Below are 18,274 nucleotides of genomic sequence, written 5' to 3'. Positions count from 1 at the left end.
GGATCCAATGGCGAAATAAATGATCTCACAACCCCTGATCTCCGTAATTGTGGCCGTGTACAATGGCGACAAGACCTTACAGCGCTGTATCGATAGTGTTTTCGATCAGACATATCCCAATAAAGAGCTTATCGTTGTTGACGGTGGGTCCACAGATGGTACAGTAGATATCCTGATGACCAATGACGATAAGATCACTTACTGGAGGTCAGAGCCCGATAATGGTATTTACAATGCCTGGAATAAGGCACTGGAACATGTAAGTGGGGAATGGATATACTTTTTGGGATCTGACGACTACCTCTGGAAGAACAGCGTATTTCAGGAGATGGCACCACATCTGATGAAGGGTTCATCCGAAAATATTAAACTTGTCTATGGGCAGGTTGCAAGAGTAACAGAAGCTGATGAGATCTGCTGTGTTGATGGCAATCCATGGGGTTATACATGGAATGGGATCATTGAGGACGGGGTGTGTACTTTTACGCATCAGGGAATGTTTCACCACCGCAGTCTGTTTGAGATATATGGGAAGTTCAATGAATCCTATAGGATCGTAGGAGATTATGAATTACTTATCAGGGCATTCAAGGATGGTGGCGATGCTCTTTTTGTGAATGGGCTGATAGTAGCAGGGATGCAAACCGGGGGGGTCACTGCCAACTGTACAAATCTTGTTAAGGAAACGGCAAGGGCAAGGCGAAGTCATCGGTTAAAGGTTATCACGATACCCTGGCTCATATCGTATGCATGGGCCATTTGTTATCCAATTCTAAATAGGATACTTGGAGATAAGAACACGAGATCTCTGGTTAATTTTGGGAAACGTTTTGTGACCGGGATTTCTCACAAAAAGAACGTTATTTTGAAACAAAAGAATGTTTAATTTTGTTGATTTTGGATTATCATCATGTATTTGAGCCGCTGCCTGGCAATAAATTCAGATCTTACTTAAGACGCCAGAATAACATTTGAGCTTTTGATCCATCTCTGATCTGCAACATATGTTGCATTTTGATCAAGACAGAGTATATTCCAAAGGGCATGGTATCTGATTTGTAATATTACAATTGAAATAAATGGAAGTTTGTTCGATAATAGTTATATATTGTATGATGAATTAATACATTGCAAAATTAAAAGAAAGTTTCCTTTGGCATCATTTAGATAACATTATTACTAAGGCTATATCTGCAACATATGAGCTCATCATCTGAATTTATGTGCAGGGTTATATGGTTCGGGAATTGAAATAAAAATCGAATCTCTTTATATACTGTTATCTATGCCTTCAATGGTGGAAGTATTCAATATGCACTAAATGCGAGTGAAGCATATGACCGGTGAAAACAAAAAAAACCAAATTACTAATTCCTTACCTTACATTGCAGGGTTGATTATCTCATTCCTGATAGCATTATATATCAGAACCATACCCAAAGCAAGCGTGTTCCTGTCAAACGGTTTCGTACGGTTTGGCGGTAATGATCCCTGGTACCACTTGCGTAATGTAGAATCCATTGTGCATAATTTCCCGAATATATTGTGGTTCGATGCATACACACAGTATCCGAATGGCACACGTCAGATTTTTGCACCTCTGTTCGATCTGGTACTATCTTCGATCATCTGGTTCCTCGGCTTTGGGAACCCTGATCAGGAACTGATCTACAGGGTTTGTGCATATTATCCTGCATTTCTGGGCGCAATAGTAGTGATCCCAACATATTTCGTAGCCAAGTGGCTGTTCGATCGCAGGGTTGGTTTGCTTGCAGCTTTACTAATAGCGATCGCACCAGGGCAGTTTCTCTCAAGGTCTATGATTGGGTTCAATGACCATCACATAGCAGAGACCCTCCTCACCACTATTGTGGCAATGTTCCTGATAATGGCATTGAAGGTTAGCCGTGAACACCCCTTTACCTTTGAAAGCATCAGGGCCGGGAACTTTGGTGAATTAAGGCCTGCACTCCCGTATTTCATACTTGCAGGAGTGTCACTGGGTGCTTACTCACTCGCATGGTACGGGGCAATTTTCTTCAGTTTCATTCTTGGTATCTACATCACAGTGCAACATATAACAGATCACATGCACAACCGCTCTACCGATCATCTGGCAGTAGGCGGCGTGATCCTTTTTGGTATTGCCTTAATAATGGTACTAATGGTGCCGAACCTTTCTTCCAAAGGTCTCCTGATAAAAGGTCTCTTCGCCGGTATCATAGCATTTCCTATTTTCACCCTTATTTCAATTGAACTCAACAAAAGAGATCTCAAAAAATATTACTACCCGATTTCAATAGCATCGCTGTCCATTGTAGCGATCATGCTCGCAAAGATACTCTCACCATCAATCTATGGCTTAATTGCCAGCTTAGCAAGCTATTTCATGAGAACAGGCGGCGGCCTCACCATCGCAGAAGCCTCCCCCCTCCTCTCCTCAGGCGGCCAGTTCTCCCTCGCTCCCTTCTGGGGTAACTTCACAACCCTTGGATACATTTCACTCTTAGCAATTATCTTCCTTGGCTATGAAGCATTCAAGAAGAACAACACCCCTGAAAGAACATTCCTGCTGGTGTGGACATTCATGATCATCTGGGCCATGCTCCAGCAGAACCGTTTCGCATACTATTATTCGGTGAACGCTGCGATACTCTCTGCTTACATCGGTATCAAGGTCCTGGAGCTTGCAGGCTGGAAAGACTTCTTTGAAGACATCAAATTAAAGGATAAGTTCGACGTAAAAAGTATCAAGATCTGGCATGTACTCTCAGTTCTTGTGATCATACTGGTCTTCATGTATCCAAGTTACAACATGTCAATGCAGCAATCCCAGTACACAGGCGGTCCCAACGGCTACTGGATCGAATCTACCATGTGGCTGAATTCAAACACCCCTGACCCGGGACTGGATTATTACGAAAGCTATGAGATTCCGGCAAAGGGTGAGAGCTACCAGTACCCTGATACTGCATATGGTGTTATGTCCTGGTGGGATTATGGTCACTGGATCGAGGTCATAGGCCATCGTATTCCAAATGCAAATCCGTTCCAGCAGGGAGTTGGTGGCAGAAGAAACAGCATCGAGGACGAGAACAAACCCGGTGCATCCACATTCTTCACAGCACAGTCCGAAGAAGAGGCCACTGCGGTTCTTGAGGCAGTCCATCCTGACCCTGAGAAAGCCGGTGCAAGATACATCGTTTCCGATGTGGAGATGGCAACCGGTAAGTTCTATGCCATGGCTGCATGGACCCTTGATACGGCAGACTATTACATTCCTGTTCAGACTGATCAGGGAATGCAGACCGTTCCGGGGCCAAGGTATTTTAATTCCATGGAATCACGGCTCCATATATTCGATGCGAGGGGCCTTGAACAATACCGTATGGTGCACGAATCTCCTGCTGGTAATTCTGCTGAGACTGGTTACAAGAATATTTACAATGCGCTTTTCGAAGGAAATATCGCTCTGGAAAATACCGGATATGTGAAGGTCTTCGAGTATGTTGAGGGTGCACAGGTCGTTGGCGAAGCACCGAAAGGTGAGGATGTGACAATTTCGGTAACCATTCTGACCAACATTGGCAGGACCTTCGTATATTCTCAGTCAAGCGTTTCGGATGGAACTTACTCCTTTACGGTACCATATTCCACACAGGGCCCGATCGATGGCGAGACCCAGTTCGATACCATGCCGGTTGGACCTTACAAGATAAGCTACGGTACTGTTCAGGAAGAAGTGGATGTCAGTGAAAGGGACGTACTGGATGGAAATGTGATAGAGGTATGATGCACAGCTTCTGTGCATTCTCCCACCAATGATGGATTAATTATTGGTGGTTTTGCCTCTTATAATTTGATAATGAATGTTTATTGAAGGATCGATAAGAATCTGTGTTTGATCGTCATGAGGAATGTTGTAAATGGATGTTAAAAAAGCTGTAATTCCTGCTGCAGGCCTTGGGACCCGGTTCCTGCCGGTGACCAAGTCCATGCCAAAAGAAATGCTTCCAATAATCGATAAGCCGGTGATCCATTATGTTGTGGAGGAGGCAATTGCATCGGGTATAGATGATATTATATTCGTCACAGGAAGGAGCAAGCGTTCCATTGAGGACTATTTTGATGGCTCTCCTGAACTGGAGATGCACCTTAAGGAGAAACATAAGGACGACCTTCTGAAAATGGTGGAGGATATATCTTCCATGGTGGATATCCACTACATCAGGCAGAAAGAGCCAAGGGGGCTTGGAGATGCTATTATGACTGCAGAGAAGCACATAAGTGGGGATCCTTTTGCAGTCCTCCTTGGTGATGATATCATTGTCAACCACACACCATGTATCCGACAGCTCATCGAGGTCTTCCAAAAGTACAGGTGTTCTACCATTGCAGTTGAAGAGGTCCCAATGGAGAAGGTCAGCAGTTATGGTATCATAAAGGGTAAGCAATTGGAAGAGTCACTGTGTATCCTCGAGGACATTGTGGAAAAGCCTTCCATTGAAGAAGCTCCATCCAACATCGGTGCCATAGGCAGGTATGTGTTCACTCCTGAGATATTCGATTGCATCAGGGATGCTGGCACAGGTGTCGGTGGTGAGATTCAGCTTACCGACGGTATACGTATGCTCAATGAAACGCAGAAGGTCTATGCCCACAAGTTTGCAGGTAGAAGATATGATACCGGTGATAAGTTGGGATATGTACAGGCAGTTATCGATTTTGCACTTTGCAGTGAGGATTTCGGTCCTCAGGTAAGGGAATACCTGAAGACAATTCCGGACCTGTGACCGTTGAGTCATTCCGGTCACACAATTCTTTTCTTTTTTCCGCTATATACAAATATTATCGCGTAAAACCTACATCACAGGTGACAACATTGGAAAGTAAGATCAAAGGAAAGGCATGGATTTTTGGCGATGATATTGACACGGATGTTATCATTCCGGGAAAATATCTCCGAACCACTGATATGCAGGTATTTGCTGATCATGCAATGGAAGGCATTGACCCTGATTTTTCTAAAAAGGTCGAGAAGGGCGACGTTGTGGTCGGCGGGAACAATTTCGGCTGTGGTTCCTCAAGGGAACAGGCAGCTCTTGCCCTTAAGTATGCAGGGGTCTCCTGTGTCGTCGCGAAATCATTCGGGCGCATCTTTTTCCGTAATTCCATCAATGTCGGACTTCCCTTAATGGAAGCTGATATTGAATGCAAGGAAGGGGACACTGTGGAAGTTGACTTGCTTGAAGGAAACGTCAGCGTCAATGGGAAAGATTTCAAGGGCAACAAACTTCCGGATTTCCTGCTTGAGATCCTCACAGATGGTGGCCTCGTGGCACATCGCAAGGCTTTACAAGAAAAGGACAAATAAAGTGGCTCATGATATTTCCAGATGAATACAAGTATGTGGGTGTGACCGGGATACACCCAGATGATGCAGAGGAGAACATCATCTATTTTCTTTCCGAATACATGGTCGTTGAGGATCATGTTACTGAGGATGAGATCGAATATTCCATCTATCATGTAACAAAGCAGGGCGATGACCTTTTGCGTGATGTAGAAAAGCTTGACCTCGTTGCATCAGGCGAACAGGTCATAAAGTATGACGCAAAACTGAACATAAAGGACCGTGCACAGCTTATTGAAATAGCTGCAGGCCTCTGCAAGGATGATGTCAGTACCGTCATATTCACAGGTGTGGACAATCATGTGACGTTCGTGCATGAACCCTCATTGTCTGAGATCATAGACATCGAGATCGTTGATGTGATCCCTCCGGAACCTTCATGGCTTTCCCACGTGGTACGAAGGCTTGAGGCAAGTGGCATATTCGGGGACTTCGGAGTGCGCTTTACTGAGAACGTTATAGACCTCTCCCAGTTCGAAGGTCCTAAGACGGTATTCCCTTGTTCCTGTTCCGGGCTTAAGGGTAAGTTCCTTGATTGCGATACAATAACTGAGGACGGTACTTTGCTCGTAGGATGCGAGATATCTAAAAAGCTTTTTGAGACAAGGTTCCCGGATGTTGAGTATTCACTGGTGAACATCTGTCCTTTCAAGTCCGATATTTTCGAACCCACAAAGCCTTTCATCACCAGGTGCTGTCGCTCCGAGAAGTCCGGCCGGGTTACCATTAATGGTATAGAAGGCGTTGTGGTTCACTGGGGCGCATCTGAGTTCTTTGTGGCAGAAGCTGTCAGGGACCTGGCACTGGACCTTGCGGAGAAGAGGAAGTGAATCATGTCTGAAAAAATGAGAGTTGCAGTGGTTGAAGGTGATGGCATTGGCAGGGAGGTAATTCCTGCAGCTGTAGAAGTGCTTGATGTATTTGGTCTTCCAATCGAAAAAATTCCGCTTGAGCTGGGATACGGCAAGTGGGAGAAATGCGGCGTAGCTATCGATGACGATGACCTTGATGTGTTGAAAAGCTGTGATTGTGTTCTTTTTGGAGCTATTACCACACCAGCTGATCCCAATTACAAGAGTGTTCTACTCACAATACGCAAAGAGCTTGACATGTATGCGAATATCCGTCCGATCAAACCTCTTCCCGGTGTAATAGGCGTGACCGGAAAAAGTGATTTTGATTTTGTGATCGTGAGGGAAAATACCGAAGGTATGTATTCATCCATCGAAGAGATTCATGATGATGTGGCATATACGAAAAGGGTGGTTTCCCGGAAAGGATCCGAACGGATCGCAAAGAGTGCCTGCAAGCTAGCCAAAGAGCGACGGAATGATCTTATGATCGTTCATAAATCCAATGTACTGAAGTCGGATACGTTATTCCTGGATGTCTGCCGTGAGACCGCAAGGTCAGAAGGAGTTGATCACAGGGACATGCTGGTAGATGCAATGGCATATAGCCTGATGACATATCCTGAGAGGTATGATGTTGTGGTCACGACCAATCTCTTTGGTGATATACTGAGCGACATGTCAGCAGCACTTGTTGGCAGTCTGGGGCTTGTTCCCAGTGCAAACATAGGGGATAAATATGCTTTCTTTGAGCCGGTACATGGTAGCGGTCCTGATATTGCAGGTAAAGGTATTGCAAACCCGATAGCAGCTATCCTGAGTATGAAGATGATGCTGGAATGGATGGGTTATCAGAAAGAAGCAGATCTCGTTGAAGAGGCTGTAGGCAAAAGCATACTTGAAAAAATAACTACTCCTGACCTTGGTGGAGATGCCAGTACCATTGAAGTTGGCAGGGCAATTGCAAATAACATAAAGAACATGCTGGATGGATGATCCCATCCGGTTGAGTTTTTATTATTTTTTTAATCTGTTCATTTAGTTTTTATCAACTCATTTTGAAAACCATCGATTTTTGGATTTGACTACATTAGTTTGAATCTCTTAGGTTAACTTTCTATTTCTGTCACGTGGCCCCAAGCAGGGATGCAACGCCTGATGTTGTGAACACTGCGCTGAAAGCCGAAATCCATGTCATTATCACAAAATCTGTCGTTGAACGTAGGACATGCCCCCCGTCAACAAATCGGATTAGCAGTGCTGACATGAGTGAATGTGCTATCATGATGAACAATATCATGGCTGAAAGAAGTTCTATACTCCCTATGTCCGTGTTCAGGATCATTCGCATACCCATCCCTTCTGGCATCGAAATTGTCGTGAACATGTCCTGCATAAGGTCAACGACTCCAAGTGAGATATAAAGGGTAAAACCGATTCCTGCTGTAAGTCCGTATAGTACTCCTACAAGATTGGAAGCAGACTGGTACCTTTTTTTTCTCAGATTTACGATGCGGTGGAAGTTCGTGGCGATCATATCACCGATAACTTCCGGCTGTCCGCCGAGTTTGGTGGCTTCAACGAACATGGCGCTAAACCGGTGTATGAGGTTGCTTCCGGTGTTGGCTGAAAAGAAATCCCATGACTTACTTTTGTCCACACGGGTGTTTATTCTCTTGAAAAGTGCATTAACATCATCAGTAAGCGGCCCAAAGTCATGTATACGCAATGATTTAAGTGCCTCGTCGATAAGTCCTCCTCTTGCACCTGCAGAACTTCCAAGGGACCTGATGAACGAGGAATAGTTCTCATCCTTACGTTTGATCTCTTTTTCAATTGTTTTTGCAACATGGCCTATATAGACCAGTGGTGTCATTACTGCTGCAACAGCAATAGGCAGTTCCAGTTTGCCGTATAATATGACAGCTATGGCGACGATAATACAGCCTGCAAATGAAATTGGGATGGACTGGTATAATTTTGTCTTGGCTTTTGTTGTTATATTTGTCTGTTGCCAGATAGGGTCTTTCGGGACCTTTGATTTTGTAAAAGTGATCATCACAATATCAGTTACTACGAAAACACTAACAACTATGCTCATCAGCAGAACAGCATCCATTCCGGTAATGACAGGTATGATCACTGCAAAAGAAGCAAGGAATATCAATGCCATAATAAGGGAAACGAAAAGTTCCTTGATGACCTCTATTGCATAGAGTGCACCGTTGTATATTGATTCATACTCGTTCATTACGACATTCTGTTCTGCAGCAAGGAAAACTTTGATATCCTCTCCTGACTGGAGACCATGTGCAAACCTGTCCAGAAAGTCTTCATAAAGGACAGAGGGAGTTCTCTTTGATGTAAATCGGCATGCATCGGAAAGGCTCATGTTCCATACTGTGACAAGGTTGTATATCTTTTCACTTTCCTTTGCAAGGAACTTGTAACTCTCATTTTTGGAAACTATCTTTATTATATCCAGTCTTGGTGTCTCAGCTGTGGATATTGCCCCCATCTGTGTGATGTAGTAGTGCATGTTGTTATCGATCTGTGCAGCTTTACTTCCAAGTATTGCAAAAGGGTAGTAGAATGCAAAAATAATGCATATGACTGGAATAAGTGCAGGAATGATCTGAGCGCTTCCAGTGAAGAGGCCCGGTAACAACACATAGATAAGGATCGAGAAGATAAATCCAAAAGACACTACTGGCAAAGCTATTTTTTTCACATAAGCTTTAGGTTCCATTTCCAGTGCGTTGAATGCCTTTTGAAAGTCCATTTATCTGTCCTCATATTGCGAAAGGCAGTCCTTCAACACCATACTTATAGAAGTTGATAATGATCTCAAGGACATCGTAGTAATCCTTGATACCTCTTTCTTTCATCTCTTCCAGTATTCTTGCCCGCAACATCAGTTCCTTGTATATCTGCCTCTTGTCCTCATATCCGAGTTTGGTTGCAATCTTATTCTCAAGGATGAAACTGTTATTAATACCCCTGAAATTATGGGTGTCGGTATCTGGATCCCACTGGAACACAGCTCTTGTAACGACACCGCCTGCATCTTCATAGTATCCTTCTATCTCTTCAATAGCAAGGCACCGTCTGATGATTTTTCCGTTTCGATATACTGCCTGCAATATCATTGCAACATTGAGGTTATCAATGAAGGTAACGGGAATATTTATCGGGTCACCGGTAAGACGCTGGATCATCTTTGTGACAGCAGATGCGTGGAATGTTGCCATTACTGCATGACCGGTTTGCATGCCCTGAAAAGCTACTGCTCCTTCCTCCCCACGTATTTCACCCACAATGATATAGTTCGGTCTGGACCGCAGAGCTGCTTTCAGGAGTGCAAAAGTGTCGACCCTTGAGTCCGGTGGTCCGTCCTCACGGGTTATCAACTGCTGCCAGACTGGCTGTGGTGGCTGCACCTCTGCTGTATCTTCTGCGGTGAATATCTTGGATTTCGGGTTAACAAATGCAAGGCACGCGTTGAGCATGGTGGTCTTACCACTTGCAGTTTCTCCGCTGAAGAATATGCTCATCCCATTCTCAAGGCAGATCCACATGTATGCGGCGATCTCACAACTGATAGCTCCCCACATGATCAGTTCGATAATACTTACCGGAACTTCACTGAACTTACGCATGGTAAAACTGCTTCCGCGCCTGCTTACATCATGACTGTAAACGATATTGATACGCGATCCGTCCGGAAGTGCACCATCGGCGATAGGTCTGGCATCACTTACAGGTCTGCCGATCCTTTCACTCATACTCCTGAGCCAGTGGTCAAGGCCTTCCTCATTTCCAAACGAAAGGTCTGTTTTCATCATGCCCAGTATCCTGTGGACGATAAAGACTCCGGATATTCCTATGCTGTGTATGTCCTCAAGGTGAGGGTCCCTGATTATTGGTTCTATGGGTCCTGAACCAATGATATTTCTTTCAATATGGTACTGCAGATTGTTGAATTCCTGCTGGGTAACAGGAATTTTCTTTTGTCTTGGGATGAGTTTCTCTATTAAACTTAACTTATTGTCAGTGGCGATCTGGCCGCCTACACCGATATCCACTACTTCGGTCAAAAGTTTCCCAATGAGTTCCTTCAATTTATCTTCATTTTTTGGGACAGGTTCGTTTGCAGACCTTTCAAGGATTATGTTCATAATGGCATCGTATTTCGCCTTTTCAAGATTATTAAGGGGCGGTTCTATTGTATAATATCCGATCTCTCCCATTTCGGGGGTTCCGTACAGATGAATGAAAACGGGATCTCCCACAGGGAGTATCAGGTTGATGTATCCATCGTCCTGTATATCTTTTGAGAGGCTGGTTACGAACTCAGGGTTATTGCCGGTCCTTTTTACAAAGTCCTTGATGTAAACTCCCAGATGGGGGTTTCTTTGCAATGTTTTTTGATACTCAGCTTCCACTTAATATTCCTCAGCTTGTTTTTTTATACGACGGATGCTATTTCAACGACCAGTCCTACCTTTGGTTCGATCCTGAAGCCTATCATTTGCCCCACAGGTCCTTTTGCCCCAGTGAACTTATTCACAATAACTGTACGTTTTACTTCAGAAGCCATTGCCTTTGACTGCAGTGTCATATAAATGTCACAGGATGAACGGAACATCGATGCAAGTTCATCTCCCAGTTCACTGGCTTCTATTGTCAGGATTATGACCTTTCCCATTCCATTAAGCTTTTTGAAGAACGATATCAGTTCCAGACTCTTTTCAGTGTTTGCACTGTACTTTATGAGTGCAGATATTGTGTCTATTACAATGACATCCTTCTCGAACAGTTCTTCTGCACCCATTAATCTTTCAATGAAATCGATCCTTGACTTTGCAGATTGTATAAGGGGTATTACCGGGATATAGAGTAGCCTTCCTTTCAGTAGGTGTGGAGCGATCGGATAGTCAAGCGAGTACATCTGGTTGATATATCCCTTTGTTGTGAGTTGTGTGGAGATGAAAGTAACACTTGTGTCTCCCTCGATCAGGCCGTAGGTAATACGCTGACATATGGTACTTTTACCTCCTCCACTACCCCCTTCGATGACGACAAGGGATCCCATTGGGAATCCTCCTCCAAGTTTTCTATTGAACTCATCTCTGGGAATCTCGAAAGAACGAATCGACGGCATATTTCCTCTTTTATATCCTGAAATCCATTGAGTCGGACTTTCCATTTTCTGTGGCGATCAGTATTCTGTGATCACCTGTGGTCATTTCATCTGTTACTTTCATATTGACAACAAGTGTGTCTCCTGGTCGCCAGAGTACATCCTGATCAAAAAATTCCATCTCAATATTTTCCGGATCAACATGCAGGCCATCTATGAACACGTCAAGGTATTCGGTATCCAGATCTGTCCTGCCAGTGTTCTTTGCATAGAATGTATACTCTTTTGAAGTACTGTCGTATGGTATTATCTTTGGATCGCTGATGATGGTGATGTCTGTCTTTATTTGCTCCGACAGTACCTTGCTGCTTGATGCGGTAGCACCTGTAAGTGACTGGACATTTGCAGACATGACTGCAATAACGGTCATAGCTATAATGATGGCAGCTATGAAAAATATCATGTGGGTAATTGCAGTCTCAGCCTTCTTGTCTTTGATGAAACAATGGGTATCTGCGCTTTTTAGGAATGCCATATCTCCACCTTTTACGATTCAATAGTATAATCTCTGTTTAATTATTAATCCTTTATTTTATCCGGAACACCGCTAAGATATCCGGAGACTCCGCTATCGGTAATAATTTTCACTCTTTTGTATCCAGGGTTGGAGATCTCTTCAACTGCAAATGTTTTTTTCTCCCCTGGATACCATTTTGCAGTTTCCGGGTAATAATCATAATTTAAGAGATGTCCATCTACAAGTATACTTATTTCATCAGAATCAAGGACAATATTCCCGCAGTTGGTCACCTCGACCACCAATGTGGAATTTTCATTGTCCAATGTCATTGAATCAAGAGATATTGCACTGTTCAGTTTCGTATATTGCATTTCATACCTTATGTTTTCAGCATCGTTTATGACATCATTTGAATTGCTCATCACAGCGTAAGAATTTGTTCCGAGGACAAGGATCGAGACAAAGAATATGGAAATAACAACAGTGGTCTCAAATCCCATAAAGTTCCTCCAAACCATGTTTCACTTTCGCCATCTCCCTGTCGATCATGCTGAGCATGTTCCTGTCGATCTTGCGTCCGCAAAGTCTTTCGATAAAAAGCAGTGACTTTGTGTGATCTTCCGGTAAAAGTCTCCATGTGGGTTTTTCCACATAGTAGTCTATTCCTCTGGCATAGGCCATGATCTCTGATCTGACCTCTTCACTTATCCAGCCAATATCAACATAATAATCAAGAGCATCCATAAGGTTGTTTCTGCCGACACGTTCCATCAGGAACTCTATCCAGTTCAGCAGGACCACGACGCTCATAGGGTTCTTCTTAATGGACTCCAGACGGACTATGGGGTTTCTTGCGCTTGCTTCTTTTCCCCCATTCACCGGCTGTCCGTATTCATCGGTCTGGTTTGAAATAGCCTCATCGGTCAACTGTGATCTTTTTAGAATTGCCTGTTCCACTTTTTCCTGTAGCTCGGAAAGGTCGATCTTCTCAAGTTCGCCTATCCTGCCTGCAAAGGTACTTGTTGTTTGTGCAATATCCACGATGTCCATGTCAAGTTGCTTTTGCCTTTCGTACGCATCCTTGACCTGGGATGCGATCTCCGTAACGCTTTCCTGAAGTGTAACAAGAGAATCTGCAAAAACATCCATTTTTGTAGTTATATTCTCTATCTTTGATTCAGTTTCAGCAGGAAGTCCCGGCATCTGTATACTCTGGTTAAGTCCTTCGACCTCTTTTTGGAGCATCATTACAAAATCAGCAACTTCAGCTATTCTTTTATCTGCCTTGTCAAAACGCTCAATGGTGGCACGACCTCCAAGCTCATCTCCAACAAAAGGATTTACCTGGTTCGAGACCAGCTCGTAAAGCGAAAGCAGTTCCAGTACGCTCTGGTCTATCTTTTCCACTGTTGTCTTCACACTCTGGCTTTCTCTCTGCACTGTAGATATGGCTGTATCTACTTTTGAGAGCTTGGCCTCAAGCGCTTTGATCTTTTCAGCATTTTCGTTGATCTGTTTATTGTCAACAGGTTCGGTCTCCGTGGGTCTTTCTACTCCCGGTCCGGGTGGTGCAGCTCCAAAAGGCGAACCTGTCGGTGGTCCTGAAGGAAACCCTCCGGGAGAATTAGTGGCATCACCAAAATCAGGGGGGCCTGCTGCAAAAGGGGATTGCGGTGAATCAAACGGAGACGGTTGTGAATCGAAAGGTGAACCTTCCTGTCCGTTGCTCCCATTTTTTCGAAGAATCCCCTTTGTAAGATTCTTCAATTTATTACTGAACCCAGCCATATTTTCACGGAATGCTGTAATTAGACTGTATATTTAACCTCAAACATATATGTATTAATATAGATGTATCATGCTATTATATAAAAATATTCCAAAAAAAGATGCTTTCCTGTGATGGGTTTTATCCAATCTCCATCACAAGTTTATTTTGCCATCAATGAAAAATGTCGTTTATCAGCTCTACATTTACCTTATATCAGCCGATAATACGTGTTCCAAGGTGTACTCCGGTTATCTCTCCTACTTTTGAGCATTCCTGAAGTACGACCTGAAGTACATCTTCAGGATCAGTTCCATCCATTACGATGGTATCAATGTTGCATCGCTCGATGATCTTGGAGGCAAGAGGGTCGACAGGTGATTTGGATCCGGCTTTCATTTCTGTTGAAATTACGACGCTGACAAGTTCCTTTGCTGTCATGACATCATATTTCTTTGCATCCGGGTCTTCTCTTGGATCACTTGAATATACACCGTCAACGGATGTTGCGATCACCATCATGTCTGCATTGAGATATTCGGCAAGAACTGCGGAAACCGCATCTGTGGTCTGGCCTGGAATAACTCCTCCCATTACCACTATCTTTCCGGATGAAAGGGCAGATTCAGCTTCCTTGTAACTGGTAGGTGGTTCGGGATACGCATCTTTTCCAAGTGCTGCGATCAGGAGCTGGGCGTTTAGTCTTGTGATGTCAATTCCAATAAAATCACATACGACTTCGTTTGCTCCGACACTTCTTGCAACGTCTATGTAATTCCTTGCTGCAACACCGCCACCGGTTACTATCACTAACTTATGTTCCCGTCCCAGTTCCCTGAGTGCGGAAGCATAAGCAACAAAATGCTCAGGATCCAGGTCCTTTGCGAGTATGGATCCACCTACTGATAATACAACTAACATGATGATCTTTACTCCTAACGTTGTCAATGCTTTAAATCTATCGCCACAATGAACAACATCCTATGGCTTTATTTTTGGTTGCGGGTAAAAAAGTTATTGTTTCACTCACCCATGTTAACTATTAAATGTACGCTCGGATCTGAAACGTAATTCTTCTGATAATGATCAATGTGAAATGACTGACTCTAAATCATCAATTGAAATAAACAGTATGGAAAACAAAAGATGCAAAACAAAAAATACGATACAATACAAAATAATTAATAGAAAAATAGAAAGATAAATGGAATAAGCAGGCTTATTCCATTGTGATCGCATCTGTTGGACAGGAGTCCACACATGCACCACAGTCAATACATTCGTCAGCATCTACTACAGCGATGTTGTCGCCGTCCATTGAAATTGCTTCGGATGGGCAGTCATCTACACATGTTCCGCATCCTACACATTCATCTCTGTTAATTACTGCTACCATTATTATTTTCTCCTATTCAAGTTGGTTTAACTTGTATTAGTTGCAAATTTTGCAATATACCCATTAAATAAGTTAGATAAAAAGCTATCGATTATCCAAACACGTTTCTCACTTTTAAGAAACTAGTAAGACCGGCTATGTATATATCTGGCTATTCATTGCTATTTCAGGATATACTTTTCAATAACTCGCATCTCCTATTTTTAAAAAAGTGGGTTCAATTCAAGTTCTTGTTTTATATATAGCAACTGTCTGTCAAAAATCTTTAATATTCCTCTGCAATCTACCCGGTTGGTTGAGATTATGGTAGCGATCCTAAAAAACGATGGTGCAGTAGCACCAATAATCGGAGCGCTTCTGCTGGTCATGTTGACCGTGCTTCTTGGAGGTGTGGTGGCAGCAGCAGTAATTGGTGACGGTATCTTTGGAAGCATTTCCTCTTCTACGCCCATGGCTATGATAGAGGTCAAAGATGCTGTTGGTGGCGTTCCGAATGCAGTGCAGTATAAAGAGAACTATGTGATACTCGAACACAAAGGCGGAGATCCGCTGGACCTTGACTCCACTTTTGTGGTCCTAAGTGGCGATGGAAGCAGCTATGTCGGTAAAGTGGGGCATGGCGGATTCAAGGTGTACGGGCAGGTAACTGCAAAATATTACGACCTGACTCCTTCCGGTACATGTGCAACCTACAAGAGCAATAACCCATGCATCGACGATGGCCTGTGGTCTGCCGGTGAGTTCCTGGTGCTTAATGGCGATGACAGTATCAATGGTACGGATGCTTCTACGGTCCGTGTTAGTGTTGGGAGTTACTCGGATACTTCTAATAATTACGGCTTCAGGCAAGGCACTCTGATAACTGTTAAGGTGTTTGATAGTACTACCGATCGTGTTATTGCAGAGGATATTGTGTCGGTAAGACCTCTGGACTGATGATCTATCACTACCATTAAAGTAGGGTGAATACATAGGGTGTGCGATGAGTGACAATCCCGCGTATATGAAATATTTCCCCAAGAATTCATGTTATAATAACCAGAAGGAGGCAATGGACCGAATACATTCTGCCCTTCTGCAGAAGCAGTTCGTACTATTCGAGGGCGCATGCGGGACCGGCAAGACGCTGAGTGCTCTGTCACCATCACTGCACGTGGGTAAGCAGCTTGACAAGACCGTCATTATAGCTACGAACGTACATCAGCAGATGGTCCAGTTCATCAATGAAGCCCGTGACATCAAGAAGATGCACGATGTCAAGGTTGCTATTGTGAAAGGGAAGACCACAATGTGTCCCCATGAAGCGGATTATGAGGAGTGTTCTGTCAAAAGGGAGAACACCTTTGAGCTTATGGAGGCCGAGCGGGAAATGCATCTTAAGCGGCAGGAGCTCAGGTCTGCAAGAGAAAGCTACAAGAAATCCCATGATCAGGCCTTTGTAGCACTTCGTGATGAACTTGCAAAGGAGCTCGATGCTCTGGAAGAGAAGGCTAAAGGCCTGCGTGATCGTTCCTGCAATGACCTTTATGAGGTTCTGAGGTCTGATAGCGAAAAGTTCCGTGACTGGCTCTTTAAAGAAGTACGCACTCCAGAAGAGGTCAATGACCATGCTCTTCAAAATGGTATGTGTGGATATGAGCTGCTAAAACGTGAACTCAAGCATGCGGACCTTCTGATCTGCAATTATCACCATGTGCTGAATGCGGATATCTTCTCAACGGTACTGGGCTGGCTTGAAAAGGAACCCCAGGATGTCATCGCTATCTTTGATGAAGCGCATAACATCGAATCGGCAGCACGTTCCCATTCATCTATCTCCCTGACCGAGCATTCCATCGAAAAAGCAAGGGCAGAACTTGAGGCCAACATCGACCTTCTGGCAGATGACAATATCCACAACCTGTTCAAGGTCTTCCAGGATGTTATTACCGAAACCTACAATTCCAGGTTCAAGTTCGGTGAGCGCGAACGTGTCAGGAAGAACTGGTATGATATGCGTATCAGTGATCCCTATGACCGCAACGACATAGTACGTGCAAGGTTCCTTCGCAACGCAAAGGAGGATTTTGGTGACAAGGATGAGATCCAGATACTTCTCTCAGAGGCAAGCGAGATCGGGGCAAAACTCGATGAGACCTACCGTGACCAGTACAAGAAAGGTTTAACTGGTGTTATGAAACGCTCCCACATTCGGTATGTTGCAGATTTCCTTTCAGCTTACCTGGAGCTGTCCCATAATCCGAACTATTATCCTATACTAAATGTCCGCAGGGATATGAACGATGAGATCTACGGTCGCGTGGAACTGTTCACATGTATCCCCAAGAACGTTACAGAACCGCTCTTTAATTCCCTGTTCTCAGGCGTACTGATGTCAGCGACACTTCATCCGTTCGAGATGGTGAAGAAGACACTTGGGATCACACGGGAAACCTGCGAGATATCCTTCGGCACCTCCTTCCCGGAAGAAAAACGCCTTTCAATTGCAGTGTCCATCCCTCCTCTCTTTGCCAAGAACCGGGATGATCCGCATACTGTCGGGTTGCTGGAGCAGGTTCTTCTGGATTCAATTGAGCATTCAAAGGGGAATGTTATCATCTTTTTCCAGAGCTCCTTTGAGGCAAAGAGGTTCTATTCAAAACTGGAACCCAGAATAGATGTGCCTATCTTCCTTGATGAGGTAGGTGTGTCTTCCCAGGAAGTCAGGCAGGAATTCTTTGCTATAGGTGAGTCCGGTGGCAAGGCCGTGCTGATGTCCTATCTCTGGGGGACCCTGAGTGAGGGTATAGATTACCGTGATGGCAGGGGTCGCACTGTTATTATCGTAGGTGTGGGCTATCCGGCCCTCAATGACAGGATGAATGCAGTAGAATCAGCATATGATCATGTCTTTGGTTACGGTGCAGGATGGGAATATGCCATACAGGTTCCAACGATACGCAAGATCCGGCAGGCCATGGGCAGGGTTGTCCGTTCCCCTGAGGATTACGGTGCACGCATACTTCTTGATGGCAGGTTCCTGACCGATTCAAAGCAGAGGTTCGGCAAGTTCGCTGTCTTCGATGTGTTCCCGCCTGCAGAAAGTAAAGAGTTCGTGGATGTGGACCCTGAGAAAGTGAAGTATTCGCTGATGAACTTCTTCATGGACAACGAGGGGCAGTAAAGACATTTTAGGTTTTTGAA

General features: G+C 44.2%; 16 protein-coding genes. 8 read left to right on the top strand and 8 right to left on the bottom strand.

Translation table 11 applies throughout. The annotated features are described in order from the left end of the window. The first annotated feature begins 19 nt into the window (after positions 1-19). From J7W08_RS09410 to J7W08_RS09385, 6 genes are all read left to right on the top strand, one after another. On the top strand, positions 20-886 hold the full coding sequence (locus J7W08_RS09410; RefSeq protein ID WP_233084221.1) for a glycosyltransferase family 2 protein: 867 nt from the start codon (positions 20-22) through the stop codon (positions 884-886). A 435-nt stretch (positions 887-1,321) separates the two neighbouring features. After that, positions 1,322-3,793 carry an oligosaccharyl transferase, archaeosortase A system-associated gene (locus tag J7W08_RS09405; RefSeq protein ID WP_310742489.1) on the top strand — a complete coding sequence of 824 codons (2,472 nt, stop codon included), beginning with the start codon at positions 1,322-1,324 and terminating at the stop codon, positions 3,791-3,793. A 133-nt stretch (positions 3,794-3,926) separates the two neighbouring features. Then, positions 3,927-4,793: a UTP--glucose-1-phosphate uridylyltransferase GalU gene (galU, locus tag J7W08_RS09400; RefSeq protein WP_233084219.1), complete on the top strand. Its 867-nt coding sequence runs from the start codon at positions 3,927-3,929 to the stop codon at positions 4,791-4,793. A gap of 89 nt (positions 4,794-4,882) precedes the next feature. Then, positions 4,883-5,374 (top strand): LeuD/DmdB family oxidoreductase small subunit, encoded by a 492-nt coding sequence (locus tag J7W08_RS09395; RefSeq protein ID WP_233084218.1) that lies wholly within the window; start codon positions 4,883-4,885, stop codon positions 5,372-5,374. A gap of 8 nt (positions 5,375-5,382) precedes the next feature. Further along, positions 5,383-6,243, top strand: coding sequence for a DUF7714 family protein (locus J7W08_RS09390; protein WP_233084217.1), 861 nt, complete (start codon positions 5,383-5,385; stop codon positions 6,241-6,243). Positions 6,244-6,258: 15 nt separating this feature from the next. Beyond that, the gene (locus J7W08_RS09385; RefSeq protein ID WP_233085755.1) at positions 6,259-7,260 is read left to right on the top strand and encodes an isocitrate/isopropylmalate family dehydrogenase; all 1,002 of its coding nucleotides are present in this window, start codon (positions 6,259-6,261) and stop codon (positions 7,258-7,260) included. Positions 7,261-7,390: 130 nt separating this feature from the next. On the opposite strand, the gene arlJ is transcribed toward J7W08_RS09385, so the two are convergent. The 8 genes from arlJ to J7W08_RS09345 all read right to left on the bottom strand — a co-directional run bounded on the left by arlJ (position 7,391) and on the right by J7W08_RS09345 (position 15,091). Continuing rightward, positions 7,391-9,046: an archaellar assembly protein ArlJ/FlaJ gene (arlJ, locus tag J7W08_RS09380; RefSeq protein WP_233084216.1), complete on the bottom strand. Its 1,656-nt coding sequence runs from the start codon at positions 9,044-9,046 to the stop codon at positions 7,391-7,393. Positions 9,047-9,056: 10 nt separating this feature from the next. Beyond that, positions 9,057-10,709 carry an archaellum flagellar ATPase motor FlaI gene (gene flaI / locus J7W08_RS09375; protein WP_233084215.1) on the bottom strand — a complete coding sequence of 551 codons (1,653 nt, stop codon included), beginning with the start codon at positions 10,707-10,709 and terminating at the stop codon, positions 9,057-9,059. A gap of 23 nt (positions 10,710-10,732) precedes the next feature. Then, positions 10,733-11,428 carry an archaellum protein ArlH gene (gene arlH / locus J7W08_RS09370; protein ID WP_233084214.1) on the bottom strand — a complete coding sequence of 232 codons (696 nt, stop codon included), beginning with the start codon at positions 11,426-11,428 and terminating at the stop codon, positions 10,733-10,735. A gap of 10 nt (positions 11,429-11,438) precedes the next feature. Beyond that, entirely contained in the window at positions 11,439-11,942 is a 504-nt protein-coding gene (gene arlG / locus J7W08_RS09365; RefSeq protein WP_233084213.1) for an archaellum stator protein ArlG, read from the bottom strand. A 44-nt stretch (positions 11,943-11,986) separates the two neighbouring features. Next, a complete protein-coding gene (gene arlF / locus J7W08_RS09360; RefSeq protein WP_233084212.1) occupies positions 11,987-12,427 on the bottom strand; it encodes an archaellum stator protein ArlF in 441 nt (146 codons plus the stop codon). After that, positions 12,417-13,715, bottom strand: coding sequence for a FlaD/FlaE family flagellar protein (locus J7W08_RS09355; protein WP_233084211.1), 1,299 nt, complete (start codon positions 13,713-13,715; stop codon positions 12,417-12,419). The genes arlF and J7W08_RS09355 overlap by 11 nt, the downstream gene beginning before the upstream one ends. A gap of 196 nt (positions 13,716-13,911) precedes the next feature. Then, positions 13,912-14,616: a UMP kinase gene (gene pyrH / locus J7W08_RS09350; RefSeq protein WP_233084210.1), complete on the bottom strand. Its 705-nt coding sequence runs from the start codon at positions 14,614-14,616 to the stop codon at positions 13,912-13,914. 298 nt (positions 14,617-14,914) lie between these two features. Beyond that, entirely contained in the window at positions 14,915-15,091 is a 177-nt protein-coding gene (locus tag J7W08_RS09345) for a 4Fe-4S binding protein (RefSeq protein ID WP_048195799.1), read from the bottom strand. Positions 15,092-15,394: 303 nt separating this feature from the next. Here J7W08_RS09345 and J7W08_RS09340 point away from each other — a divergent pair, with 303 nt between their 5' ends. Both J7W08_RS09340 and J7W08_RS09335 read left to right on the top strand, forming a co-directional pair. Continuing rightward, positions 15,395-16,027 (top strand): type IV pilin N-terminal domain-containing protein, encoded by a 633-nt coding sequence (locus J7W08_RS09340; protein ID WP_233084209.1) that lies wholly within the window; start codon positions 15,395-15,397, stop codon positions 16,025-16,027. A gap of 46 nt (positions 16,028-16,073) precedes the next feature. Next, positions 16,074-18,254, top strand: coding sequence for an ATP-dependent DNA helicase (locus tag J7W08_RS09335; RefSeq protein ID WP_375141047.1), 2,181 nt, complete (start codon positions 16,074-16,076; stop codon positions 18,252-18,254). The last annotated feature ends 20 nt before the right edge of the window (positions 18,255-18,274 follow it).

This window comes from Methanococcoides orientis (genome assembly GCF_021184045.1).
In the GTDB taxonomy this organism is placed as follows: domain Archaea; phylum Halobacteriota; class Methanosarcinia; order Methanosarcinales; family Methanosarcinaceae; genus Methanococcoides; species Methanococcoides orientis.
Note: the sequence above shows the minus strand (reverse complement) of the source record. Positions and strands in the feature narration are given on the sequence as shown.